General features: G+C 68.5%; 19 protein-coding genes. 13 read left to right on the top strand and 6 right to left on the bottom strand.

What is annotated here, in order from left to right:
- The first annotated feature begins 3 nt into the window (after positions 1-3).
- From glgX to AC1DKQ_RS01370, 5 genes are all read left to right on the top strand, one after another.
- The gene (gene glgX / locus AC1DKQ_RS01390; RefSeq protein WP_476918007.1) at positions 4-2,376 is read left to right on the top strand and encodes a glycogen debranching protein GlgX; all 2,373 of its coding nucleotides are present in this window, start codon (positions 4-6) and stop codon (positions 2,374-2,376) included.
- The gene (gene treY / locus AC1DKQ_RS01385) at positions 2,373-4,697 is read left to right on the top strand and encodes a malto-oligosyltrehalose synthase (RefSeq protein ID WP_476918006.1); all 2,325 of its coding nucleotides are present in this window, start codon (positions 2,373-2,375) and stop codon (positions 4,695-4,697) included. Before glgX ends, treY begins: the two co-directional genes overlap by 4 nt.
- Positions 4,698-4,757: 60 nt before the next feature.
- Positions 4,758-6,575, top strand: coding sequence for a malto-oligosyltrehalose trehalohydrolase (treZ, locus tag AC1DKQ_RS01380; protein ID WP_476918005.1), 1,818 nt, complete (start codon positions 4,758-4,760; stop codon positions 6,573-6,575).
- Between the two features lie 15 nt (positions 6,576-6,590).
- Positions 6,591-7,628: an L-glyceraldehyde 3-phosphate reductase gene (gene mgrA / locus AC1DKQ_RS01375; protein WP_476882679.1), complete on the top strand. Its 1,038-nt coding sequence runs from the start codon at positions 6,591-6,593 to the stop codon at positions 7,626-7,628.
- A 200-nt stretch (positions 7,629-7,828) separates the two neighbouring features.
- Entirely contained in the window at positions 7,829-8,914 is a 1,086-nt protein-coding gene (locus AC1DKQ_RS01370; RefSeq protein WP_090575433.1) for an inositol-3-phosphate synthase, read from the top strand.
- A gap of 85 nt (positions 8,915-8,999) precedes the next feature.
- On the opposite strand, the gene AC1DKQ_RS01365 is transcribed toward AC1DKQ_RS01370, so the two are convergent.
- The 3 genes from AC1DKQ_RS01365 to mshA form a co-directional block, all read right to left on the bottom strand.
- The gene (locus AC1DKQ_RS01365) at positions 9,000-9,413 is read right to left on the bottom strand and encodes an endonuclease domain-containing protein (protein ID WP_476918004.1); all 414 of its coding nucleotides are present in this window, start codon (positions 9,411-9,413) and stop codon (positions 9,000-9,002) included.
- Positions 9,414-9,675: 262 nt separating this feature from the next.
- Positions 9,676-11,388 (bottom strand): formate--tetrahydrofolate ligase, encoded by a 1,713-nt coding sequence (locus AC1DKQ_RS01360; protein ID WP_476918003.1) that lies wholly within the window; start codon positions 11,386-11,388, stop codon positions 9,676-9,678.
- A gap of 76 nt (positions 11,389-11,464) precedes the next feature.
- Positions 11,465-12,730: a D-inositol-3-phosphate glycosyltransferase gene (gene mshA / locus AC1DKQ_RS01355; protein ID WP_476918002.1), complete on the bottom strand. Its 1,266-nt coding sequence runs from the start codon at positions 12,728-12,730 to the stop codon at positions 11,465-11,467.
- A gap of 167 nt (positions 12,731-12,897) precedes the next feature.
- Between mshA and AC1DKQ_RS01350 the strand changes: the two genes are divergently transcribed.
- Complete coding sequence (locus AC1DKQ_RS01350; protein WP_476918001.1) at positions 12,898-13,476, top strand: N-acetyltransferase family protein; 579 nt, start codon at positions 12,898-12,900, stop codon at positions 13,474-13,476.
- A gap of 75 nt (positions 13,477-13,551) precedes the next feature.
- Here the strand turns inward: AC1DKQ_RS01350 and AC1DKQ_RS01345 are convergent, their stop codons facing one another.
- Positions 13,552-14,985 (bottom strand): family 4 glycosyl hydrolase, encoded by a 1,434-nt coding sequence (locus AC1DKQ_RS01345; protein ID WP_476882684.1) that lies wholly within the window; start codon positions 14,983-14,985, stop codon positions 13,552-13,554.
- A gap of 80 nt (positions 14,986-15,065) precedes the next feature.
- Here AC1DKQ_RS01345 and AC1DKQ_RS01340 point away from each other — a divergent pair, with 80 nt between their 5' ends.
- The 6 genes from AC1DKQ_RS01340 to tsaD all read left to right on the top strand — a co-directional run bounded on the left by AC1DKQ_RS01340 (position 15,066) and on the right by tsaD (position 20,953).
- Entirely contained in the window at positions 15,066-16,157 is a 1,092-nt protein-coding gene (locus AC1DKQ_RS01340) for a carbohydrate kinase family protein (protein WP_476882685.1), read from the top strand.
- A 576-nt stretch (positions 16,158-16,733) separates the two neighbouring features.
- On the top strand, positions 16,734-17,954 hold the full coding sequence (alr, locus tag AC1DKQ_RS01335) for an alanine racemase (RefSeq protein ID WP_476918000.1): 1,221 nt from the start codon (positions 16,734-16,736) through the stop codon (positions 17,952-17,954).
- Complete coding sequence (gene tsaE / locus AC1DKQ_RS01330) at positions 17,951-18,640, top strand: tRNA (adenosine(37)-N6)-threonylcarbamoyltransferase complex ATPase subunit type 1 TsaE (protein WP_476917999.1); 690 nt, start codon at positions 17,951-17,953, stop codon at positions 18,638-18,640. Before alr ends, tsaE begins: the two co-directional genes overlap by 4 nt.
- Positions 18,640-19,311, top strand: a complete 672-nt coding sequence (tsaB, locus tag AC1DKQ_RS01325) for a tRNA (adenosine(37)-N6)-threonylcarbamoyltransferase complex dimerization subunit type 1 TsaB (RefSeq protein WP_476882688.1) — start codon at positions 18,640-18,642, stop codon at positions 19,309-19,311. The genes tsaE and tsaB overlap by 1 nt, the downstream gene beginning before the upstream one ends.
- 53 nt (positions 19,312-19,364) lie before the next feature.
- Positions 19,365-19,832: a ribosomal protein S18-alanine N-acetyltransferase gene (gene rimI, locus AC1DKQ_RS01320; protein WP_476882905.1), complete on the top strand. Its 468-nt coding sequence runs from the start codon at positions 19,365-19,367 to the stop codon at positions 19,830-19,832.
- Entirely contained in the window at positions 19,829-20,953 is a 1,125-nt protein-coding gene (gene tsaD, locus AC1DKQ_RS01315; RefSeq protein ID WP_476882689.1) for a tRNA (adenosine(37)-N6)-threonylcarbamoyltransferase complex transferase subunit TsaD, read from the top strand. The genes rimI and tsaD overlap by 4 nt, the downstream gene beginning before the upstream one ends.
- Positions 20,954-21,040: 87 nt before the next feature.
- Here the strand turns inward: tsaD and AC1DKQ_RS01310 are convergent, their stop codons facing one another.
- Positions 21,041-22,192, bottom strand: coding sequence for a glutamate--cysteine ligase (locus AC1DKQ_RS01310; protein WP_476882690.1), 1,152 nt, complete (start codon positions 22,190-22,192; stop codon positions 21,041-21,043).
- Between the two features lie 308 nt (positions 22,193-22,500).
- Here AC1DKQ_RS01310 and AC1DKQ_RS01305 point away from each other — a divergent pair, with 308 nt between their 5' ends.
- A complete protein-coding gene (locus tag AC1DKQ_RS01305) occupies positions 22,501-23,334 on the top strand; it encodes a shikimate 5-dehydrogenase (RefSeq protein ID WP_476882691.1) in 834 nt (277 codons plus the stop codon).
- A gap of 60 nt (positions 23,335-23,394) precedes the next feature.
- On the opposite strand, the gene AC1DKQ_RS01300 is transcribed toward AC1DKQ_RS01305, so the two are convergent.
- Positions 23,395-24,627: a class I SAM-dependent methyltransferase gene (locus AC1DKQ_RS01300; protein ID WP_476882692.1), complete on the bottom strand. Its 1,233-nt coding sequence runs from the start codon at positions 24,625-24,627 to the stop codon at positions 23,395-23,397.

Raw genomic sequence — 24,627 nt, 5'->3', positions numbered from 1 at the left:
CACATGGAAGTCTGGCCCGGAACGGCTTACCCACTGGGAGCCACTTTTGACGGCACTGGAACCAACTTTGCCCTGTTCAGCGAGCGCGCCGAGCGGGTGGAACTGTGCCTCCTGGCTGACGACTTGACCGAAACCCGGATCGAACTGTCCGAGGTGGACGGCTACGTCTGGCACTGCTACCTGCCGCAGGTGCAGCCCGGACAGAAGTACGGCTACCGCGTCCACGGAGAGTACGAGCCGGAAAACGGCAACCGGTTCAACGCCAACAAGCTGCTGATGGACCCCTATGCCAAGGCCGTCCAGGGCCAGATCGACTGGGACCCGGCGCTCTTTACCTATAATTTCGGGGATCCCACGTCCCGCAATGACACGGACTCGGCCCCCCACACCATGCACGGTGTGGTCATCAATCCGTTTTTCGAATGGGACGGCGACCGTCAGTTGCGGATCCCATACCACCAGTCGGTCATCTACGAGGCCCACGTCAAGGGCCTGACCGAGCTCCACCCGGAAATTCCCGAAGAACAGCGCGGCACCTATGCCGGCGTCTCGCACCCGGCGGTGATTGAGCACCTGAAGAAGCTCGGCGTCACTGCGATCGAGCTCATGCCCGTCCACCAGTTCGTCAACGACGGCACCCTAGAGGAGAAGGGCCTCAACAACTACTGGGGCTACAACACCATCGGCTTCTTCGCTCCGCAGAACACCTACAGTTCCTCCGGCGACGTCGGGCACCAGGTCCAGGAGTTCAAGGCTATGGTCCGCGAACTGCACAAGGCCGGCATCGAGGTGATCCTGGACGTGGTCTACAACCACACCGCGGAAGGCAATCACCTCGGCCCCACGCTGTCGTTTAAGGGCATCGACAACCAGGCCTACTACCGGCTGGTGGACGATGACCTGAAGCACTACATGGACTACACCGGAACCGGAAACTCCCTCAACGTCCGGCACCCGCACTCGCTGCAGCTGCTGATGGACTCCCTGCGCTACTGGGTCACGGAAATGCACGTCGACGGGTTCCGCTTCGACCTCGCCTCTACGTTGGCCCGCGAGTTCTACGACGTCGACAAGCTCTCCACCTTCTTCGAACTGATCCAGCAGGACCCGATCGTCTCCCAGGTCAAGCTGATCGCCGAGCCGTGGGACATCGGCCCCGGCGGCTACCAGGTGGGCAACTTCCCGCCGCAGTGGACCGAGTGGAACGGCAAGTACCGCGACACCGTCCGTGACTTCTGGCGCGGCGAACCGTCCACCCTGGGCGAATTCGCCTCGCGCCTGACGGGTTCGGCCGACCTCTACGAGAGCTCCGCCCGGCGCCCAGTGGCCTCGATCAACTTCGTCACGGCCCACGACGGCTTCACCATGCGCGACCTCGTCTCCTACAACGAGAAGCACAACGACGCCAACGGCGAGGGCAACAACGACGGCGAATCCCACAACCGCTCCTGGAACTGCGGCGAGGAGGGGGATACGGACAACGACCACGTCTTGACCCTCCGCGCCCGCCAGCAGCGCAACTTCATCGCTACCCTGCTGCTCTCGCAGGGCGTCCCGATGCTCCTGCACGGCGACGAACTCGGCCGCACCCAGCAGGGCAACAACAACACCTACTGCCAGGACTCCGAACTGAGCTGGATCCACTGGGACGCGATGGACCAGCCACTGGTCGAGTTCACCGCCGTAGTCAACAAGATCCGACACGACCACCCGACCTTCCGGCGCAGCCGCTTCTTCGACGGCCGCCCGGTGCGCCGTGGCGAGGGCGAGAAGCTCCCGGACATCGTCTGGCTGAAAACGGACGGTACCGAAATGCTCCCGGAGGACTGGGGCAGCGGTTTCGGCCGGACCATCGGCGTGTTCTACAACGGACACGGCATCCAGGAACAGGACTCCCGCGGGCGCCGGATCACCGACGACAGTTTCCTGCTCGGCTTCAACGCCCACGACGACGACGTGGACTTTGCGCTGCCGTCCGAGGAGTACTCACGGTTCTGGGACGTGCTGGTGGATACCGCAGACCAGGCCGATACCGAGGAACCGCTCAAGGCTGGTTCCGTGGTGAAGCTGGCGGCCAAGTCGATGGTCGTGCTCCGGGCACACTCCGGTCCCGAGGTGGAAGTGGACTACTCCGCGGCTGCATCCCTGGCCGCGATGGCCGAGCACGAGGAAGAGGGCACGGCAGCGGCTACGGCGGCCGCCGAGGCCGAGGCCGCTGCGGGGGCTGCCGCTGAGGCCGCCGAGGCTGAGGCCGCTGCGGAGGCTGCCGCTAAGGCCGCCGCCGATACGGCCGCTCCGGCGAAGCGCGCCCCGGGCAAACGTGCCTCGACCAAGGCCGGCAAGAAGCCGCGGTCCAAGAAGGGTCCGGCCTCATGAGGACGCCGGTCTCCACGTACCGGCTGCAGATCCGTCCCGGCTTTACGCTGCAGGACGCCGCGCAGACAGTGCCGTACCTGAAGTCGCTGGGCGTGGACTGGATCTATCTTTCCCCGATCCTCACGGCGGAGCAGGGTTCGGACCACGGTTACGACGTCACCGATCCCTCTGCCATTGATCCGGACCGGGGCGGCGCTGAAGGCCTGCTGGCGGCGTCGACGGCCGCGCGGGAAGCCGGCATGGGCGTGCTGGTCGATATCGTGCCCAACCATGTCGGCGTCGCGACGCCGATTCAGAACCCGTGGTGGTGGTCCCTCCTAAAGGAGGGGCAGCAGTCCCGCTACGCGCAGGCGTTCGACGTCGACTGGGACTTTGGCGGCGGCCGCGTACGGATCCCCGTGCTCGGCGCGGACTCGGACGTTGACGCGCTCGAAATCCGTGACGGAGAACTGCGCTACTACGACCACCGCTTTCCGCTGGCCGAGGGCACCTACACGGAGGGCGATGACCCCCGCGCGGTCCACGACCGGCAACACTACGAGCTGATCGGCTGGCGCCGGGCGGACACGGACCTGAACTACCGCCGGTTTTTTGCCGTCAACAGCCTGGCCGGGATCCGGGTGGAGCTTCCCGAGGTCTTCGATAAAGCCCACGCCGAGATTGTGCGGTGGTTCCGGGAAGGGCTCGTCGACGGGCTGCGGATCGACCACCCGGACGGCCTCGCCGACCCAGAGGGATACCTGCACCGGCTGCGCGAAGTCACCGGCGGCAGCTACCTGCTGATCGAGAAGATCCTGGAACCAGGCGAGAGCCTGCCGGCCGGTTTCGAGTGCGAGGGCACCACCGGCTACGACGCCCTCGCGGACGTCGACCGGGTGTTCGTCGACGCCGCCGGCCAGGGCCCGCTCGACGCCCTCGACGCCGAACTGCGCGGCGGCACTGCCGACTACGAGGACATGATCCGCGGCACCAAACGACGGATCACGGACGGAATCCTGCACTCGGAAATGCTCCGGCTGGCGCGGCTGGTCCCGGCCGCGGCAGGGCTGGCCCAAGAGGCCGCGGCGGACGCGCTATCCGAAATCATTGCCGCGTTCCCGGTCTACCGGAGCTACCTTCCGGAGGGTGCAGACGTCCTCAAGGAGGCCTGCGAGCTCGCGCTCCGCCGTCGCCCCGAACTGGAAGGCGCCATCGGCGTGCTCCTGCCGCTCCTGCTTGATGCTGGTCCTGGCGCGGACGCCGAACTGGGCATCCGCTTCCAGCAGACCTCCGGGATGGTGATGGCCAAGGGCGTGGAAGACACCGCGTTCTTCCGGTACACACGGTTGGGCACCCTGACGGAAGTCGGTGCCGACCCCACCGAGTTTGCGGTGGCGCCGGAGGAGTTCCACCACCGGATGGCCCGCCGCCAGGCCGCGCAGCCGTTGTCCATGACGACCCTCAGCACCCACGACACCAAGCGCAGCGAGGACACCCGTGCCCGGATCTCGGTCCTCGCGGAGCTCGCGCCGGCATGGCACGCCTCCCTGCAGCGGCTGCAGAAGCTGGCGCCCCTGCCGGACGGGCCGCTGGCCAACCTGCTGTGGCAGGCCATCGCCGGCGCCTGGCCCGCGGACCGCGACCGGCTGCAGTCCTACGCCCAGAAAGCCGCCCGGGAAGCCGGGAACTCGACCAACTGGATCGATCCGGACGAAGCTTTCGAGGCGAAGCTGTCAGCCGCCGTCGACGCCGCCTTCGACACGCCGGAGGTGACAGCAGAGCTGGAGTCTCTCGTAGCCTTGCTGGAGCCGTACGGGGCCGCCAACTCACTCGGCGCCAAGCTCGTGCAGCTCACCATGCCCGGGGTGCCGGACGTGTACCAGGGCACCGAGTTCTGGGACCGCTCGCTGACCGATCCGGACAACCGGCGGCCGTTCGACTTTGGCGCCCGCCGGCGCGCCCTCGCCGCGCTTGACGCCGGTGAGCGTCCGGCGTCGTTCCTGGACGAGGCGGCGAAACTCCTCGTCACCTCGCGGGCCCTGCGCCTGCGGCGGGACCGGCCGGAGCTGTTCACCGGGTACACGCCGGTCACGGCTACGGGCACCGCTGCAGCACACCTGCTCGCCTTTGACCGCGGAACGCCCTCAGCCCCGGGCGCGCTGACGCTCGCCACCCGGCTGCCCCGCGGCCTGGAGCAGCGGGGCGGATGGCAGGACACCACCATCGAGCTCGCCGCGGCCATGGCCGATGAACTGACCGGTTCCACGCACGGTCCGGGCACCGTAGCCGTGCGGGAGATCCTGCGGGACTACCCGGTGGCCCTCCTGGTGCCCACCGCCTAAGCAGTCCTTTAAGTACCGACATTTGGTAAGTACCGACATTTTGGGGAACGGAAGAATGCCATGACCTTGCCTGCACACGGAAGCGAACGATTCGATCTCTGGGCACCCGACGCTCAGGCGGTTACGCTCCTCGCTGACGGCCGGAAGTATGAAATGACCCGCCGCGGCGGGGAGGCGCGCGGCTGGTGGACGGCCCCCGGGGCGCCCGCCGCCGGGGAAGTGGACTACGGCTACCTGGTGGATGGGGACGAGACCCCGCTGCCGGATCCGCGGTCCCGCCGCCAGCCCGCGGGCGTCCACGCGCTCTCCCGCACGTTCGACGCCGGAAACCACCAGTGGGCTGACCGCGAGTGGGCCGGACAGGAGCTCAAGGGCGCCGTCATCTACGAACTCCACGTGGGCACCTTCACGCCGGAGGGAACGCTGGACGCCGCTGCGGGGAAGCTGCAGTACCTGTCGGAGCTGGGCATCGACTTCGTGGAGTTGTTGCCGGTCAATGGGTTCAACGGCACGCACAACTGGGGATACGACGGCGTCCTCTGGTACGCCGTGCACGAAGGCTACGGCGGGCCCGCCGCGTACCAGCGCTTCGTCGACGCCGCCCATGCCGCCGGCCTTGGCGTCATCCAGGACGTGGTCTACAACCACCTCGGCCCCAGCGGAAACTACCTTCCACGATTCGGGCCCTACCTGAAGTCGGGGGAGGGCAACACCTGGGGCGACTCCGTCAATCTGGACGGCCCGGAGTCGGACGAGGTGCGCCGCTACATCCTGGACAACGCGGCGATGTGGCTGCGGGACTACCACGTGGACGGCCTCCGGCTGGACGCCGTGCACGCCTTCAAGGACGAGCGCGCCGTTCACCTGCTCGAAGACTTCGGCGCCCTCGCGGACGATATCTCCGCCGAGACCGGACGCCCGGCCACGATGATCGCGGAATCGGACCTGAACAACCCTCGCCTGCTCTACCCGCGGGGTGCCAACGGTTACGGGCTGGCCGGGCAGTGGAGCGATGACTTCCACCACGCCGTCCACGTCAACGTCAGCGGCGAGACTACCGGGTACTACGCCGACTTCGACTCGCTGGGCTCGCTGGCCAGGGTCCTGGAGCGCGGGTTCTTCCACGACGGCAGCTACTCCAGCTTCCGCGCCCGCCACCACGGCCGGCCCATCGACCCGGCACGGGTGCACCCGGCCGCGCTGGTGGTGTGCAGCCAGAACCATGACCAGATCGGCAACCGGGCCACCGGGGACAGGCTGTCCCAGACGCTGGGCTACGGGCAGCTCGCGCTGGCCGCCGTCGCCACCCTGACCTCGCCGTTCACACCCATGCTGTTCATGGGCGAGGAATACGGGGCCACCACCCCGTGGCAGTTCTTCACCTCCCATCCGGAGCCCGAGCTGGGCAGGGCGACAGCCGAGGGACGGATCAGGGAGTTCGAGCGCATGGGCTGGGACCCCGCCGTCGTGCCCGATCCGCAGGATCCGGAGACCTTCACCCGGTCCAAGCTCGACTGGGCCGAGGCCTCCGGAGGGGACCACGCGCGCCTCCTGGAGCTGTACCGGGCGCTGATCGCGCTGCGCCGCAACACGCCGGACCTGACGGAACCCGGCTTCGAGGACACCGTCGTCGACGTCAGCGAGGACCAGGGCTGGCTGCTGCTGCGCCGCGGCCGCACCGAGGTGGCGATGAACTTTTCCGCGGAGGCGCGGCGGCTTCCGGTCCGCGGGGGCACTCTCGCGCTGGCCACGGACGACGCCGTCAGGCTGGACTCATCTTCCGGCGCAGGGCAGGCTCCCGGAGGAGACCCGTCCGCGGGTGAGCCGGCCGGCCGGCTCGAGCTCCCCGGTCACAGCGCCGCGATTCTCACCAACTAAGGCAGGATATGACGTATGACATATTTGGCAACTGATACCCGCTACGACTCCATGCCCTACCGCCGCGTGGGGCGCAGCGGCCTGAAACTCCCTGCCATCTCGCTGGGCCTGTGGCATAACTTCGGCGACGACAAACCGTTCGAGATCCAGCGCGCCATCCTGCGCCGCGCCTTCGACCTGGGCGTCACCCACTTCGACCTCGCCAACAACTACGGCCCGCCCTACGGCAGCGCCGAGACTAACTTTGGCCGTCACTTCAAGGACGACTTCCGGCCGTACCGCGATGAACTGATCATCTCCACCAAGGCCGGCTACGACATGTGGCCCGGCCCCTACGGCAACTTTGGCTCGCGGAAGTACCTGCTGGCCAGCCTGGACCAGTCGCTGGGCCGGATGGGCCTGGACTACGTAGACATCTTCTACAGCCACCGCCCGGACCCCGAGACGCCGATGGAGGAGACCATGGGTGCCCTGGACCAGGCCGTGCGCTCCGGCAAGGCGCTCTACGCCGGCATCTCCTCCTACACGCCGGAACAGACCCTCGAGGCGGCCCGGATCCTGAAGGAACTCGGCACGCCGCTGCTGATCCACCAGCCCAGCTACTCCATGCTCAACCGCTGGACCGAGAACGGCAGCCCCAACCTCTTCGAGGCGCTCGACCAGGTTGGCGCAGGGTCGATCGCCTTCTCGCCGCTGGCGCAGGGCATGCTGACCGACCGCTACCTGGCGGGCATTCCGGCCGACTCTCGCGCCGCCCAGGACAAGTCCCTGGACCAAGGCATGATCACGGAGGACAAGCTGGACCGCATACGCGGGCTCAACCGGATCGCCGAAAGCCGCGGGCAGTCCCTCGCGCAGATGGCCATCGCGTGGATCCTGCGCGAGCAGGGCAGGGGCTCGTCCGTCACGTCCGCACTGGTCGGCGCCTCCAGCGTCGGGCAGCTCGAGGACACCCTGTCTGCGATCAACAACCTGGGTTTCACGGCCGATGAGGTCAACGCGATCGATGAGTTCGCCGTCGAGTCTGACATCAACCTGTGGGCCCAGAAGTAGCCGGTACGCGCACTTAGCCCGAATTTAATACACGCAATTAATACACACGCCGGGGCCGCCGGGAACAACCGCGGCCCCGGCAGTGTTGATTAGACTACTAAGGGCGCCTTATGGCGCCGTGTCTGCCTGCCGCCCGCACAACTGATGCAGTACAACAGAGTGCGGCCGCGCCGGTCACCCTTGTTCTCAAAAGGAGTTCCGTGTCTTCACATCCGATTCGTGTTGCAATCGTCGGCGTAGGTAACTGCGCCACTTCACTGGTCCAGGGCGTCCAGTACTACAAGGACGCCGACCCCAAGGCCACGATTCCGGGCCTGATGCACGTGGAGTTTGGCCAGTACCACGTCGGCGACGTCGAGTTCGTTGCCGCGTTCGACGTCGACGGCAAGAAGGTGGGCCAGGACCTGTCAGCCGCCATCCTGGCCAGCGAAAACAACACCATCAAGATCGCCGACGTCCCGCCGACCGGCGTCACCGTCCAGCGCGGCCACACCCTGGACGGCCTCGGCAAGTACTACCTCGAGACCATCGAGCAGTCCCCGGAGGAGCCGGTCGACGTCGTCCAGGCCCTCAAGGACGCCAAGGTTGACGTCATGGTCTGCTACCTGCCGGTCGGCTCCCAGCAGGCCGCCGAGTTCTACGCCCAGTGCGCGATCGACGCCGGCGTGGCGTTCGTCAACGCCCTGCCGGTGTTCCTGGCCGGCACCAAGGAGTGGGCGGACAAGTTCACCGCCGCTGGCGTGCCGATCGTGGGCGATGACATCAAGAGCCAGATCGGTGCCACCATCACGCACCGCGTCATGGCCAAGCTGTTCGAGGACCGCGGCGTCACCCTGGACCGCACGTACCAGCTGAACGTCGGCGGCAACATGGACTTCAAGAACATGCTCGAGCGCGATCGCCTGGAGTCCAAGAAGATCTCCAAGACCCAGGCCGTCACCTCCAACGTCGAGGCAGAGCTCGCGGCCAAGGACGTCCACATCGGCCCGTCGGACTACGTCCAGTGGCTCGATGACCGCAAATGGGCCTTCGTCCGCCTCGAAGGCCGCAACTTCGGCGACGCCCCGGTGTCCCTGGAATACAAGCTCGAAGTCTGGGACTCGCCCAACTCCGCCGGCGTGATCATCGACGCCATCCGCGCCGCCAAGATCGGCCTGGACCGCGGCATCGGCGGCCCGCTGGTCTCCGCGTCGAGCTACTTCATGAAGTCCCCGCCGGAGCAGTTCAACGACGACCTCGCCCGTGAAAAGGTTGAGGCCTTCATCCGCGGAGACCTGGAGCGCTAACCGCCTTCTCTCACCCCGGTTGCCCTATCACTTGCGGCTCCCAAACCTCCGGTTTGGCCGCTGTAAGTGATAGGGCAACCGGCGTTTAACGGGGGCGAAGCGCGGACCGGACTCGTTGGGCCGCGCCGCGGACGTCATCTGCCAGATCGTCGGTGTTGAATTTGAAATAGCGCCAGCCGGCCGCGTTGAAGGATTCGTCGCGGCGGTTGCCCCGGGACTGCTGTTCGCGGGTCAGGTGGTGGCCGCCGTCGTACTGGATGGCCACCCGCTGCCGGCGGTAGCCGAGGTCCGCGGCGGGGAAGTAGGGATGTTCCGGCACAATCCGGAGCTGCAACTCCGGCTCCGGCAGCCCGGCTGCGGTCAGGGCCAGGCGCAGGAATGTCCCGGGGGCCGAGTCGGCGCCGGGCCTGATCAGTTCCGTCGCCGCGCGCGCTTTCACGATTCCCTTGAGCTTTGGGTGGCGCTTCAACATTGTGTTCAGCTCGGGAGTGTGGCCCATGGCTCCGTGCGGTTCTCCAGTTCAGGGCGTGGCCGCCGCACTAACCGCCCAAGCTCGCGGCCCGCGCCTCATAGACCGTGAAGGGTGCCGTGGAAAGGTGGGCCGGCAGGGGTGCTGGTGGGTGCACGCGGACCATTCTTGTCCGAACGCCGGGTCTCCGCTCCGGTTATCCACCGGGCCCCGGTTGCCCTATCACTCTGATCGGTCAAAGGCCCGGAATGGCAACCCAGAGGGATAGAGCAACGGGGGGAGCGGGGCGGGGTTAGAAGAGGCCGACCGGGTTGCCGGCGTCGTCCACGTCCATGCGCATCGCCGCCGGGACCTTGGGCAGGCCGGGCATGGTCATCACCGCGCCGGTGAGGGCCACGATAAAGCCCGCGCCGGTCTTGGGGATGAGGTCCCGGACGTGGATGGTGAAGCCCTTGGGGGCACCGAGCCGGGCGGCGTCGTCGCTGAAGGAGTACTGGGTCTTGGCCATACACACGGGCATCCCGGACCAGCCGTTCTTCTCGATCTCCGCCAGCCGTTTGATGGCCGGCACCGAGAAGTCCACGCCATCGGCGCCGTAGACCTCCTGCACGATGGTCCGGATCTTGTCCTCGACGGACATGTCCAGCGGGTACAGGTGCCGGAAGCTGTGCGGGGCGTCGATCGCGGCCGCCACTTTCGCCGCGAGCTCGTCCCCGCCGTCGCCGCCACCACCGCGGCCCCAGACATCGGCCACCGCAGCCTGGACACCCTCCGCGGCGCACCACTGAAGCAGCCAATCCAGCTCCTCCGCGGTGTCCGTGGCGAATTTGTTGACCGCGACGACCGGGATGATCCCGAACTTCTCCACGTTGCGGATGTGGCGCTGGAGATTGGCGACGCCGGCGGTCAGCGCCCCCACGTTCGGCTCCGTGAGCCGGTCTTTCGGCACGCCGCCGTGCATCTTGAGCGCCCGGACGGTGGCCACGAGGACGACGGCGGACGGGGCGACGTCGGCCATCCGCGCCTTGATGTCCATGTACTTTTCGGCACCGAGGTCCGCGCCGAAACCGGCCTCGGTGACCACGATGTCCGCCAGGCTGCGGGCCGTCTGTGTGGCGATGAGGGAGTTGCAGCCGTGGGCGATGTTGGCGAAGGGCCCGCCGTGCACCAGCGCGGGGGTGCCGGCGATGGTTTGCACGAGGTTGGGCTTGATCGCGTCTTTGAGCAGCATGGTCAGGGCGCCCTGGACGCCGAGGTCGGCCACCGTTACGGGCTGCCGGTCGTAGGTGTAGCCAAACGTGATCCGGCCCAGCCGTTCGCGCAAGTCGTTCAGGTCCGTGGCGAGGCAGAACACGGCCATGATCTCCGAGGCCACGGTGATATCGAAGCCGTCCTGCCGCGGTGTGCCCTGGGCCGGGCCGCCCAGGCCGATCACGACCTCCCGGAGGGACCGGTCGTTCATGTCCAGGACCCGTTTGAACGTCATCCGGCGCGGATCGATGTTGAGCTCGTTGCCCTGGAAGATGTGGTTGTCCACGAGGGCCATGAGAGCGTTGTTGGCCGAGGTGATGGCGTGGAAGTCGCCGGTGAAGTGCAGGTTGATCTGGTCCATCGGCAGCACCTGGGAGTAGCCGCCGCCGGTGGCGCCGCCCTTCATGCCCAGGATGGGGCCGAGCGAGGGCTCGCGGAGCGCGATCATCACACTGTGCCCCGCGCGGGCCAGGGAGTCCGCGAGCCCCACCGTGGTGGTGGACTTGCCCTCACCCGCAGGGGTGGGCGACATCGCGGAAACGAGCACCACCTTGCCGGGGGCCCGGGTGGGGGAGCCCGCGGGAACGGTCAGCTTCGCCGGATCGATTTTGGCCTTGTAGGGTCCGTAGAGTTCCAGCGCGTCCGGGTTGATGCCGGCGGCCGCCGCAATCTCCTCGATCGGCTTCATGACTGCCCGCTGGGCAATCTCCAGGTCGCTAGGTACGTTTTTCCCGGCAGTGGTGGTCTCAGACATCGTTGTCCTTCGGCTCGTGGCGTCGGCGGGTTGGTCCCGGACCGGTGTTGCCGGTGCAGGGTGGGGCGGATCCGGTTCAGGGTGTGTGGCCCACCGGGATGGTCAGGCTTCCAAAATACTGGCTCACGGCGGTGTGATAGCTCTCCAGCGTGATCGCGGCGGTGCGCTGCCAGCCAAAATCCTCGGCGTGGATCGCGGCGGCATGCCCCATGTCGGTGCGGGTTTGGGTGTCATCGAAGAGCTCTTCGAGCGCGTCCGCCCAGTCGCTGGCCTTGTGCCCCTCGATCAGCATCCCCGTCCGCCCGTCCTGGACGGCGCGGGAGAGGCCGCCCACTTTCGTGGCGAGGACGGGCGTCCCGCAGGCCTGCGCCTCCAATGCCACCAGGCCGAAAGACTCGCTGTACGACGGCATCACCACGACGTCGGCGGACCGGTACCAGCCCGCCAGCTCCGGGGCGTTTACCGGCGGATGGTGGGTGGCGACGTCGTCCATTCCGGCGGCGCTGATCAGCGTCTTCAGGTTGAAGTCTTTGGCGCCGCTGACGGCGCCCAGAATGGTTAGCTGCAGGTCGATGTCCGGGCGCCGGGAACGCAGGAGCGCGGCGGCCTTGACCAGGATCTGCGGGCCCTTGAGCCGCTGGATCCGGCCGGCAAACAGCAGATGGAACTTGCCGGGGGCGATGCCGTGCTGGGCCCGGGCGCGGTTTCTGAAGGCCGGTGTGAAGACCGCCAGGTCGACGCCCGGCGGCGCGACGTCGATGCGGTCGATGTCGGCGTTATAGTGCGAGACCAGCTCGGCCGCTTCGGTGCCGGTATTGGCGATCAGCCGGGTGGCGCCGTCGACAATCCGGTGCTCGCCGTCCTCGCGCCGCCGCGGTTCGGGCTGCTCGCCGGACTCGAGGAGCTGGTTCTTGACCTTCGCCATCGTGTGCATGGTGTGGACGAGGGGCAGCCGCCACAACTCAGCGAGCTCCAGCCCGGCCACCCCGGAGACCCAGTAGTGGGAATGGATGACGTCGTACCGGCCGTGTGGCTGGAGATGGCGGATCCGGTCAATCTCGGCGACCATGCTGTGCAGCAGCCCCGGAAGCTCCTCCTTTGGCAGCTTCCGTGGCGGGCCGGCGAGGACGTTGTGCACGCACACGCCCGGGGACGGGTGTTCGACGGCGGGCTGCGTGGCTGAGGTGGACCGGGTGAAGATCTCCACTTCCACGCCGGTCTCGGCCAAGGCCGCGGCCAGCGCCCGGACGTACACGTTCATTCCGCCTGCGTCGCCGGAGCCGGGCTGCTCCATGGGCGAGGTGTGCAGGGAAAGGAAAGCGACGCGGCGGATCAGCGACACGGTTCCCCTTCCTCTGCAGACTGCATGTCGATAAAACATTACTCCTGAAGTGCTGGCCGGTTCACGGGCACGTCCCCGGGTCAATGTCGAGGGCCGTTTCCGAGGCCTTTTCCGCATCTCGAAGCCGGTCCGTGCCCAGACAGGGGTGTCCTGCTAACGTGGCCGCTGTGAGCGCAACGACAGAACCTGATACTGCAGCCGGCTGGACAATCCGGGAGGCCCGCCCGGAGGACTGGCCAGGCATCTGGGCGATCCTGGAACCGGTCATCCGGGCCGGGGAGACTTTTACGTGGGACCGGGACACCGCCGAGGACGAGGCTCGCGGGCGCTGGTTCAAGCAGGCGCCGGGCCAGACGTTCGTCGCCGTCGCAAACGGGCCCGATGAGGGCGCGGGTGACGGTGACGGTGACGGTGACCGTGACCGGGCACCCGGTGCCATCCTTGGCACCGGCGAGCTGCACCCCAACCAGGGCGGCGGCGGCAGCCATGTGGCCAACGCGGGCTACATGGTCCATCCCGCCCAGGCGGGACGCGGCTTGGCCCGGGCGCTCTGTGCCTACTCGCTCGACGCCGCGCGCGACGCCGGTTTCAAGGCCATGCAGTTCAACGCCGTGGTGGCGAGCAATGTCCGGGCCGTTGCCGCCTGGAAATCGATGGGCTTCGAGGTGCTCGCGACCATTCCCGAGGCGTTCAATCATCCGGAACTGGGCTACGTGGGCCTGCACGTGATGTACCGAAAGCTGTAGGCGTACCAGCCCGCTCCCTGCCGGTCCGTTGGCCGCCGGTCCGCTACTGGCGGGGCCGTTACTGGCCGCGGGCCGTTACTGGCCGCGGTGCCAGAGGCGGCCCAGCTCCGGGAAGGCGGCCTCATAGCCGGCCAGCAGGTTGCCGGCGAGGACCTCCGAATGCACGAGGGGATGCCTGGCGAACGCGGCAAGGGCTGCCTCCCGCCGGCCGGTCGTCGCCGCCTCCACCACGAGCCGTTCGGCGTCCTTGACGCGCTGCATCAGCTCAAGTTGAGCCGGTCCCGGACGGTCCTGCGGGACCGGCACAGCGCCGTCGGGCGTCACCCTGCACGGAACTTCGACGACGGCGTCGACCGGCAGTCCCGGGACGGCCGGCACTGCCTGCGCTGCTGAGCGGGCGCCCGCGTCCGGTTCTGCGGGCCCCGCGGACGCTGCGGCGTCGACCGCGTTGCGTGTGTTGAGGATCAAGTCCGCGGCCCCGCCTCCGGCGAGGGCGCGCATGGCCGCCAGGGCCACCCGCTCGTAGCCGCCGCCGCCTGCGAGGTCGGTCTCATCACGGCGTTCGCCCGAGGTGCGGGCTTCGGCCAGATAGCCCTCCTCGCGTGAGCGGCGGGCGGCGTCCCAAAGCGCAAAAGCCTCCGGCCCGGCGGCAGCCAGCCGGGGATAGAGCTCGGCCTGCTGTCGGGCGATGGATTCCCCCCGGGTCTGCTCTGCTGCGCGCATGCCGGCCACCGCTCGAGCAGTGTCGTAGTAGTAGAAGAGGTATTCATTGGGCAGGCAGCCAAGGCCGGCCAGCAATCCGGGCGGGAACAGCCGGCCCTCCTCGAACCCCGACAGCGCCGCAGGGTTCGCGAGCAGTTCCGGGAGGGCGTCCCGGCCTGTGGCCTCCAGCCGGTACAGCCAGCCGAGGTGGTTCAGGCCGTAGTAGCCCACGCCGCCGAGCGTGCCCTCCGGCAACGCGACGCCGGCAGCCCGCGCCGCGCGGTGAACCAGGCCGCTGGCGGAGTCGCAAATCCCGATCACCTTGGGCCCGAGCACCGGGACCAGGGCCTCGGTGACCATGCCGGCGGGGTTGGTGAAATTGAGCAGCCACGCCGCGGGGCAGCGGCTCCGCATTTCTTCCGCGAGCCGCAGCATCGGCGGAATGGACCGCAGCGCGTAAGAGATGCCGCCGGCGCCGGTGGTTTCCTGGCCCAGGAGTCCGAGGTCCAAGGCGATCCGCTCGTCGGCGGTCCGCCCGGCCGTGCCGCCGGGCCGGATGGCGGCGAAGACCATGTCGGTGCCGTCGAGGGCCTCGGGGAGCGAGGACACGGCACGGACCTGCGGGCCGGTACCCGGCGGACCCTGCTGGGCCAGGGAGGCCAGGACCGCCTCGATGGCCGCCAGCCGGGCGGGGTCGACGTCGTAGAGCACCAGCTCCCGCACCAGCCCCGCGAAGGGGCCGGAAGAGAGCGCCCGGTAGACCAGGGGGACCCGGAACCCGCCCCCGCCGGCGATCGTGAGCCGCATGCGGACAGTCTATTCCCCGCTGGTCAGGGCCCCGCTTCCCGCGGTTTCCCTTCACGGCGGTACAGCGTAGTGTGCCGTATATGGACGCGACCCCGGCGCGGCGCTTTGATCCGCTCTCTGCCGTCCGCAGCCCGGCCGCGGACGGTTTTGATCTGCTCCTGACCGGGACCGTGTTTCAGGACATCATCTTCACCGGGCTGCCCCACGCGCCGCAGCCCGGAACGGAAATCTGGAGCGACGGGATGGGCAGTTGCCCCGGAGGCGTCGCCAACCAGGCGATCGCCGCCTCCCGGCTCGGACTGCGGACCGGTCTTGCCGCCGTGTTCGGCGATGACGGCTACGGCGACTACAACTGGAAGATCCTGGCCGCCCAGGAACATGTGGACCTGTCGCTGTCCCGGCGTGTGCCGGGCTGGCATTCGCCTGTCACCGTGTCCCTGAGCGTGGAGAAGGACCGGTCCATGGTGACGCACGGGCACCCGGCACCAGTGACCTCCACCGAGCTGGTCGGATGCCCGCCGCCGGCGCTCGCAGCCGTCGCCGAACTGGGCGAGGAACTTGAACCGTGGGCCGTCGACGCGCACAAGAACGGCGTCCGGCTGTTCGGCGATGTCGGCTGGGACCCCACCGGCGCGTGGTCCCCTACCCGGCTGGAAAACCTGAAGTACTTCCACGCCTTCATGCCGAACCAGCACGAGGCCATGAACTTCACCGGCCGGGACGACCCTTGGTCCGCGTTGTACTCGCTCGCGGAGAGGGTTCCGGTGGCGGTGGTCACCCTCGGCGCCCAGGGGTCCATGGCCGTGGATTCGGAAACGGGGGAGGAGGAATGGGTCCCCTCCCTGCCAGTCCGGGCCTACGATCCCACCGGTGCCGGAGACTGCTTCGGTGCGGCATTCATTGTCGGGTCGCTGGCCGGTTGGCCGCTGGGCGACCGGCTCCGCTTCGCCAATCTGTGCGCCGCCCTGGCCGTCCAGGAGGTGGGCGGCTCGCTCGCCGCGCCCGGATGGGGAGACATTGCCGACTGGTGGCAGCGGGCCAACGCCCGGAAGGAACGGCAAGCCAGCCAGTGGCTTCGCCGCTACCGATTCCTGGAAGATATCGTGCGCGATGTCCCGCCTGAGGCGCAACGGCGGGCGACGGCGACCATTGCCCACCTGTCTGACGCGTAACTGGCCTGGGGCGGGTTCGTCCCTGTCACCAGTGGACATGTCCTCTTCGGGGTTGCGCCACCAGTGGACATGGCCTCCTGAGGTTCCCGCCACCAGTGGACATGGCCTCCTGAGGTTCCCGCCACCAGTGGACATGTCCCCCTGAGGTTCCTGGCCCCAGCGGACATGTCCTCCGCTGGGGCCAGGGCTTGGACCTGGACCCGTTATGCGGCTTCGTGGGCGTGAAGAATGGGCATGTCCGCCGGTGGGTGCTTGGCCTTGTTCCTGCCACCAGTGGACATGTCCCTCGCTGGGGCCAGGGCTTGGACCTGTACCCGTTGTTCGGCTTCGTGGGCGTGAAGATTGGGCATGTCCCGCGGCGGGCCGGGCCGGTCCCTGTCACCACTGGATATGTCCCCTTCAGAGTTACGTCACCAGTGGACATGTCCTCCGCTGGGGCCAGGGCTTGGACCTGTACCCGTCGTGCCCGGTCTTGGGCGCGAAGAATGGCATGTCCCGCGGGGAGGGAGGGCATGTCCAGCCGAGGCGCCGGGCCGCCGATTATTCGGCCTGCGGCGCCGCGCCTAGAATCGTTAAGTGACTTACCAAGCAGCAACAGGCGATCTCCTGCCCGGCTCGGCGGCAGTGCCGGCACACGCTGAGGAGCGCTCCGCCGAAATCGACCTCGACGCCATCCGGGACAACGTCCGCCATCTCGCAGCGGTGGCCTCACCCGCGCAGGTCATGGCCGTGGTCAAGGCCGACGCCTACGGGCATGGTGCGGTCCAGGTGGCCCGGGCGGCCCTCGGTGCGGGCGCTAGCTGGTTGGGCGTCGCCCACATCTCCGAGGCCCTCGCCCTGCGCGCCGCCGGGATCGAGGCGCCGCTGCTGGCCTGGCTGCACACCCCGGACAGCAACTTTGCCGCCGCAGTGGCCGCCGGAATCGACATCGGCTGCTCGGGCTGGGAACTGGACCGGATCGTGGCCGCCGCCCGCGAACAGGAACGCCCCGCCCGTGTCCACCTGAAGGTCGACACCGGCCTCGGCCGCAACGGCGCCACCCTCGACGCCTGGGACAGCCTGGTGGGCGAAGCCATGGAACACCAGGACCAGGGCCTGCTCCGGGTCGTGGGGATCTTCTCCCACCTGGCCGTCGCCGACGAGCCCGAGCGGCCCGAAACCGACGAGCAGCTCGCCGCGTTCCGCCAGGTCCTGGCCGTCGCCCATGACGCTGGCGTGGACCCCGAGGTCCGCCACCTGGCCAACACCCCGGCCACCCTCTCCCGGCCCGACACCCACTTTGACCTGGTCCGCGTGGGCCTGGGTCTGTACGGGCTGTCCCCCTTCGAAGGACAAAGCCCGGCCGAGCTCGGGCTGCGCCCGGCCATGACGGTCCGCACCGTGGTTTCGCACTGCAAGGACGTGCCCGCCGGGCAGGGCGTTTCCTACGGGCTGAACTACCGCACGGACGGCGTCAGCACGCTCGGGCTCATCCCGCTGGGCTACGCCGACGGCGTGCCGCGCATCGCCACCGGCGGACCGGTCCGGGTCGAGGGCGTGAATTACCCGGTGGTGGGGCGCATCGCGATGGACCAGATGGTGATCGACCTTGGACCCCGCCACGTGGCGGCCGGCGGGCCCAGCATCCTCGGGGCCGAGGCGGTGCTGTTCGGCGACGGCGCCGACGGCGGCCCGACGGCCGATGACTGGGCAAGGGCCGCGGGCACCAACAACTACGAGATCGTCACCAGGATCAGCCCCCGGGTGCCGCGCCGCTACCTTCACGAAGAGCCCTCCACCGGCGAAGAGCGACCATGAGCGGGCCAGCGTGGGAACGGGGCATCGAGGTCCGGACGGCGGCCGAGACGCACGCGCTCGCCGCGGCCCTGGGCGCAGTACTGCAGACGGGCGACCTGCTGGTCCTGACCGGCGAACTGGGCGCCGGCAAGACCACCTTCACACAGGGGCTGGGGGAGGGTCTGGGCGTACGGGCCGGCATTATTTCGCCGACCTTTGTCCTGGTGCGCATCCACCCCAATCTCCCCGGAGGGCCCCGGCCGGGCGGTCCGGACCTGGTGCACGTGGACGCCTACCGGCTGGAGTCGGCCGCTGAAATCGATGACATCGATCTTGAAAACACCATGGACAGCGCCGTAACGGTGGTCGAATGGGGCTCCGGCCGGGTTGAACACCTGAGCGAGAGCAGGCTTGAAGTGGAACTCCACCGCCCCCGCGGAGGCGCCGCGGGCACAGGCGCCACGGCTGATCCCGCCGGGGTTCCGCGTGCGGCCGCCGATCCCGGTGTACTGGACTTCGACACGGACGACGACGACGAGCCGCGGACCGTGGTGATCCGCGGCTTCGGCCCGCGCTGGGCCGAAGCACCGGCGCTGCCCGGCGTCGGGCCTGTCACCACCACCGCAGCCGTGCCCGCCACCAGGCCCGTGCCCACTACCGCAGCCGTGCCCGAGACCACGCCCCAGACCCCGGAACGGAACTCCTGATGCTGATCCTCGCCATCGACACCTCCGCCGTCGCCAGCGCCGCGCTGGTCTCCGATGACGCACCGGAATCCGTGCTCGCCAGCTTCGCCACCGAAGACACACGCACGCACGCAGAGGTCCTGGCCCCGGGGATCGACGAGCTCCTGGCCGAGGGCGGCGTCAGCGGCCGCGACGTCGACGCAATCGTCACCGGCGTCGGCCCCGGACCGTTCACGGGACTGCGCTCGGGGATCGTCACCGCCCGCACCCTCGCCTTTGTCTGGGGCAAGCCGCTGTACGGCGTCATGAGCCTGGACGCGATCGCCCTGGAAGTAGCCGAATCCACCGACTCGGCCGCGGAATTCATTGTCGCCACCGATGCGCGCCGCAAGGAAGTGTACTGGGCCCGGTATACCCTCACCGATGCCCAGTTGCCGCACCTGGCGGATGGCCCGCACGTGGGATTCGCGGCTGATCTACCGGATCTGCCCGTCTACGGTGCTGGCGCAGGAATGTACTCCGACGTCGTCAAGGCGGTTGCCGAATTCAGCACCCGGCAGCCGGAAGCCCTCTCGCTGGGCCAGTTCGCACTCGCCCGGCTCGCGGCGGGGGAACAGCTCCTGGACTCCAGCCCCCTGTACTTGCGCGAGTCCGACGCCCAGGTGCCCGGACCCCGGAAGCGTGCCCTGTGAGCCGGGAACATGCCGCACCGCTCAGGCTGCCCGGCGGGGTCACCTTGCGGGACATGGAACCCGTGGACATCCCGGAGGTCCACGCGCTGGAGCGCCGGCTGTTTCCCGTGGACGCCTGGCCGCTGCAGATGTTTCACGACGAGCTGGCGCAGACGGATACCCGGCGCTACCTCGTGGCGGAGGTTCACGGCGGGATCGTGGGCTATGCCGGGCTCATGTGCATCGAACCGATCTCGGACGTGCAGACCATCGCCGTGGTGCCCGAACAGGAAGGCAAGGGCATCGGCTCGGCCCTGCTCACCGAGCTGATCGTGGAAAGCCGACGCCGCCATGCGCAAGACGTGCTGCTCGAGGTCAGGGCGGACAACCCCCGCGCCCAGCAGCTCTACCGGCGCTTCGGCTTCGAACAGATCCACGTCCGGCCCCGCTACTACCGCGACGGCGTCGACGCCCTGATCATGCGGCTCCAGCTGCCCCGCGAACAACTCAGCCCCCAGCCCAAGGAAGCAGGCCGACCATGAACCGCACCCAGCCGCTCGTGCTCGGCATCGAATCCTCCTGTGACGAGACCGGCGTCGGCATCGTCCGGGGGACCACCCTGCTGACCAACACCGTCTCTTCCTCCATGGACGAACACGTCCGCTTCGGCGGCGTGATTCCCGAGATCGCCTCCCGCGCCCACCTCGACGCGTTCGTCCCCACCCTCGAGGAGGCCCTCGCGGAGGCGGACGTAACGCTCGCGGACATCGACGCGATCGCCGTCACCGCCGGGCCGGGCCTGGCGGGGGCGCTCATGGTGGGGGTGTGCGCGGCCAAGGCGCTCGCCGTCGCCACCGGCAAACCCCTCTACGCCATCAACCACCTTGTCGCGCACGTCGGCGTCGGGCTCCTGCAGCAGGGCGGCGGCACAACGACGCCGCACACCCCGGCGCACGCGATCGCGCAAACCGCGCAGCACGCCCTGCCGGAGAACATGGGCGCCCTCCTGGTGTCCGGCGGCCACACCGAGATCCTGCGGATCCGGAGCATCACGGACGACGTCGAGCTGCTGGGGTCCACGATCGATGACGCAGCCGGCGAAGCGTATGACAAGGTGGCGCGGCTCCTGGGCCTGGGCTACCCGGGCGGTCCGGCCATCGACAGGCTCGCCCGCACCGGCAACGCCAAGGCCATCCGGTTCCCGCGCGGCCTCACCCAGCCTAAGTACATGGGCACCGCCGAGGAACCCGGGCCGCACCGCTACGACTGGTCCTTCAGCGGGCTCAAGACCGCCGTCGCCCGCTGCGTGGAGCAGTTCGAGGCCCGCGGCGAGGAGGTCCCCGTGGCGGACATCGCCGCTGCCTTCCAGGAAGCCGTGGTGGACGTCATAACCGCCAAGGCCGTGCTCGCCTGCCGCGAGAACGGGATCACGGAGGTCCTCCTGGGTGGGGGCGTCGCGGCCAACTCGCGGCTGCGCCAGCTCACCGAACAGCGCTGCAGTGCCGCCGGGATCCGGCTGACAGTGCCGCCGTTGCCGCTGTGCACGGACAACGGCGCCATGGTGGCGGCACTCGGGGCGCAACTGGTGATGGCCGGAGTGGAACCGAGCGGGATCGGCTTTGCCCCGGACTCCTCGATGCCGGTCACGACAGTCTCCGCCTGAGCGGCCGGCGGGCCGAGGGGTCGGCGCGCCGAGCGGCCGGCCGGCTGGAACTCCGCCCGCCCCCGTGCGGGCCTTGGCGCGCCGGAGTTAGGCTTCCGGCCCCTGGCGCATCTGCTTGACCAGATCCAGGACGACGGCGCGCAGGTCACCGCCGTGCTCGGCGGCAACCCGGCGCTGGCGCTGGTAGCCGGCGCCGCGCTCGATGATCTTCTCGACGTCGGCCAGTTCGGCGCTGCAGCCCAGCTTCGCCGCCACCGGTTCAAGCCGCTTGAGCGTCTCGCGCAGGTGCTCCGTCACGAGCTGCTCGTTGCCCTCGGCGTCGAGGATGATGATTGCGTCCAGACCGTACCGGGCCGCGCGCCACTTGTTCTCCTGGACATGCCAGGGCGGCATCGTGGGAATGGTGCCGCCGTTTTCCAGCGTGGTGGAAAATTCGTCCACCAGGCACTGCGTCAATGCAGCGATCGCGCCGACGTCCTCGAGGGTCGCCAGTCCGTCGCAAATGCGCATCTCGATGGTGCCCAGGGCCGGAACGGGACGGATGTCCCAGCGGATCTCGGAGAGCGTGTCAATGACACCCGTGGTGAACATGTCCTGCACGTAGGCCTCGTAGTCGTCCCAGCTGGCGAACTGGAACGGCAGCCCGGCGGTGGGCAGCTGCTGGAACATGAGGGCGCGGTGCGAGGCGTAGCCGGTGTCCTCGCCGCCCCAAAACGGGCTGGACGCGGAGAGCGCCTGGAAGTGCGGGAAGTAATTGACCAGGCCGTCCAGAACCGGGAGCACCTTGTCCCGGCTGTCCAGGCCGACGTGCACGTGGACGCCGTAGATCACCATCTGCCGGCCCCACCACTGGGTCCGGTCGATGAGCTTGGCGTAGCGTTCCTTGTCCGTGACGGGCTGCAGCTGGGGCGGGCTGAAGGGATGGCTCCCGGCGCAGAAGATTTCCACGCCCATGGGATCGGTAACCTCCCGGACGGCCGCGAGCGAGCTGTTCAGGTCCGCTTTGGCTTCCGCGACGGTGGTGCAGATACCCGTGACGAGCTCCACGGTGTTCAGCAGCAGCTCCTGCTTGATGTGCGGGTGCTCGTCGTCCTCATTGAGTTCGGGATGCCGGGCAGCGACGCCGCGGAGCACCTGGTTCGCTACGGAGGCAAGCTCACCGGTCTCGGCGTCGACGAGCGCCAGCTCCCATTCCACGCCAAGAGTCGACTGCCTGGATGAAGCGAACTCGATCTTCATGTGGTCCCTTCACTGTTTTGCTGTCGCTGGGCGCGGTCCAGGCGGGAAATGCGCTGGCAACCCTCGGACGTGCCCTAGGCGTGTCACCGGCGGTGGCACGCGACATTTCCCCACACCAGAGCGCCGGCCCGGCGGCGGGCAGGGCTACGGGTGGTCCAAGTCTAGTGCAGGGGCGCCCTCCCGGACGGCGTCAAAGACACCGCTGGCGCGTGAGTGTCTTCACAAAGCGGCTGGTCAGCGACGTTCATGTTACGGCTTGGGGTGCGCCGGCCGGGGTGGCCGGACCCATCCTGGCGTTTAATGGAGCTGTGCCCATACTGAACAAAGACATGACGCTGTGTATCTCGCTCTCGGCCCGGCCCAGCAACAACGGGACGCGCTTCCACAACCACCTGTACGAGCAGCTTGGCCTGAACTGGATCTACAAGGCCTTCGCCCCCACCGACCTCGCCCAGGCGATCGCCGGAGTGCGCGGCCTCGGCATCCGCGGCTGCGCGGTGTCCATGCCCTACAAGGAGGACGTGATCGCCCTCGTTGACGTCATGGACCCCTCGGCGAAGGCCATCGATTCGGTCAACACCATCGTCAACGACGGCGGCCGGCTCACGGCCTACAACACCGACTACACCGCAATCGAGCAGCTCCTGCACAGCAACGCCGTCCCCACGGACTACTCGGTGCTGGTCCTGGGCTCCGGCGGCATGGCCAAGGCCACCGTCGCGGCGCTGCGGGATGCCGGCTTCAAGGACGTGACCGTCGTGGCCCGCAACGAAGTCTCCGGCCGCGCCCTGGCCGACCAGTACGGCTTCGCCTGGAGCGCGGAGCTGGGCTCGGCGCTGTCCGGCACCGGCGCGGCTGACATGCTCATCAACGTCACGCCCATTGGTATGGCAGGCGGACCGGACGCCGAGGCGCTGTCCTTCCCGCAGGAGGCCATCGACGCCGCAAAGGTGGTGTTCGACGTCGTCGCCCTCCCGGCCGAGACGCCGCTCATCAAGGCCGCCCGCACGGCCGGCAAGACCGTGATCACCGGAGCCGAGGTGGCCACAATCCAGGCGCTGGAGCAGTTTGTGCTCTACACCGGGATCCGGCCCACGGACGAGCAGATCAGGTCAGCTGAGGAGTTCATGCGGGCCCAGTAGCCCGCTAGTCCTGGATTCCGGCCGCTTCGCCGCTTCTTCCGGGATCCTGCCGCGAAGGGATTAGACGGGCTCCACCGAGATGGCGACCCGGTCCTCGCCGATCCTGGTAAGGACCAGGGTGGCTGATTTTTTGCTCTTAGCCTTTGAACCGGCCGGCTTTCCGCCGGGCAGGAGTTGCTTGCGCAGCTCTTCCGGCGTAACGGCCGTGCCGCGCTTCTTGATGTCCAGGACGCCGATCCCTTCGTCCTTGACCCAGGATTTGAGCGCCTTGACGTTGAACGGCATTACCTCCAGGACCTTGTAGCCCCTGGCGAACGGGGTGTCCTGCAGGTCCGGGGCGCAGATGTAGGCGATGTGCTCGTCCACGAGGTGCCCGCCCAGCTGGAGGGCGACGTCGGCCACCAAGCCGGCTCGGATCACTGCTCCGTCGGGCTCATACAGATAGCCCTCCACGGGACCCACGGGCGCCACCGGGCCGCCGTCGAAGTTTTCCCCGCTGGTGAGTTCGGCCGCACCCTGCGGGCCGAGCACCAGGGCGGCGCGCCGCACCCCGGGGCGCCGCACTGCGTTGAACCACAGGGCCACCTCGGTCACGTCCCCGCCCACGGAGACCCACTGCGCCTCACAATCGGCCGGCACGGAATCGTGCGGCATGCCGGGCCCCATCTTGACGCCGACGGCGCGGCCGGAGCCGGCAAGCGTCTCGACGAACGACAGCGGCGGGGAGAAATCCTCCGGATCCCAGATCCGTTTGGTTCCCGAAGTGGATGTGGTGCGCCGGGCCGGGTCCAGCCAAACGCCGTCGACCCCCTCCAGCGACACCGAAGTGGCATCCGCGTGGACCACGGTGGCGTTGCGGAACGGGATCAGGTTCATCGTGGCGCAGGCGGCCGTGGCCTCGTCCATCTCCACGGCGGTAACCACGAGGTCCAGGGAGGCCAGGGCCATCGCGTCCGCCCCGAGTCCGCAGCCGAGGTCGGCGACGTGGCCGATCCCGGCCTCCGCGAACCGCTGCGCGTGCCGCGCCGCGACTGTCAGCCGGGTGGCCTGCTCCAGGCCGGCCTTGGTGAAGATCATCTGCCGGGCGAACTCGCCGAATTTGGCCTCGGCCTTGGTCCGCAGCCGGGACTGGGTGAGCACGGCCGAGACCATTTCGGGGGAGTGGCCGGCCTTGCGCAGCGCCGCGGTCAGGCGGAAGGCCTCGTCCTCGCGGTACGGGCCCAGCGACGCCAGCAGCTCCCAGCCCTCGGGCGTGAGGATCGGGGCAATATGTTCCTGCGGTGCGTCAGTCAT

Source organism: Arthrobacter sp. 05L421 (assembly GCF_056397785.1).
The sequence above is the reverse complement of the archived record's forward strand: the minus strand, read 5'-3'. Positions and strand labels throughout refer to the sequence as shown.

Coding starts and splice junctions, on each gene's coding strand:
- glgX (WP_476918007.1), top strand. CDS start 4: ATGGAAGTCTGGCCCGGAACGGCTTACCCACTGGGAGCCACTTTTGAC.
- treY (WP_476918006.1), top strand. CDS start 2,373: ATGAGGACGCCGGTCTCCACGTACCGGCTGCAGATCCGTCCCGGCTTT.
- treZ (WP_476918005.1), top strand. CDS start 4,758: ATGACCTTGCCTGCACACGGAAGCGAACGATTCGATCTCTGGGCACCC.
- mgrA (WP_476882679.1), top strand. CDS start 6,591: ATGACATATTTGGCAACTGATACCCGCTACGACTCCATGCCCTACCGC.
- AC1DKQ_RS01365 (WP_476918004.1), bottom strand. CDS start 9,413: ATGGGCCACACTCCCGAGCTGAACACAATGTTGAAGCGCCACCCAAAG.
- AC1DKQ_RS01360 (WP_476918003.1), bottom strand. CDS start 11,388: ATGTCTGAGACCACCACTGCCGGGAAAAACGTACCTAGCGACCTGGAG.
- AC1DKQ_RS01345 (WP_476882684.1), bottom strand. CDS start 14,985: ATGCGGCTCACGATCGCCGGCGGGGGCGGGTTCCGGGTCCCCCTGGTC.
- AC1DKQ_RS01340 (WP_476882685.1), top strand. CDS start 15,066: ATGGACGCGACCCCGGCGCGGCGCTTTGATCCGCTCTCTGCCGTCCGC.
- tsaE (WP_476917999.1), top strand. CDS start 17,951: ATGAGCGGGCCAGCGTGGGAACGGGGCATCGAGGTCCGGACGGCGGCC.
- tsaB (WP_476882688.1), top strand. CDS start 18,640: ATGCTGATCCTCGCCATCGACACCTCCGCCGTCGCCAGCGCCGCGCTG.
- rimI (WP_476882905.1), top strand. CDS start 19,365: ATGGAACCCGTGGACATCCCGGAGGTCCACGCGCTGGAGCGCCGGCTG.
- tsaD (WP_476882689.1), top strand. CDS start 19,829: ATGAACCGCACCCAGCCGCTCGTGCTCGGCATCGAATCCTCCTGTGAC.
- AC1DKQ_RS01310 (WP_476882690.1), bottom strand. CDS start 22,192: ATGAAGATCGAGTTCGCTTCATCCAGGCAGTCGACTCTTGGCGTGGAA.
- AC1DKQ_RS01300 (WP_476882692.1), bottom strand. CDS start 24,627: ATGACTGACGCACCGCAGGAACATATTGCCCCGATCCTCACGCCCGAG.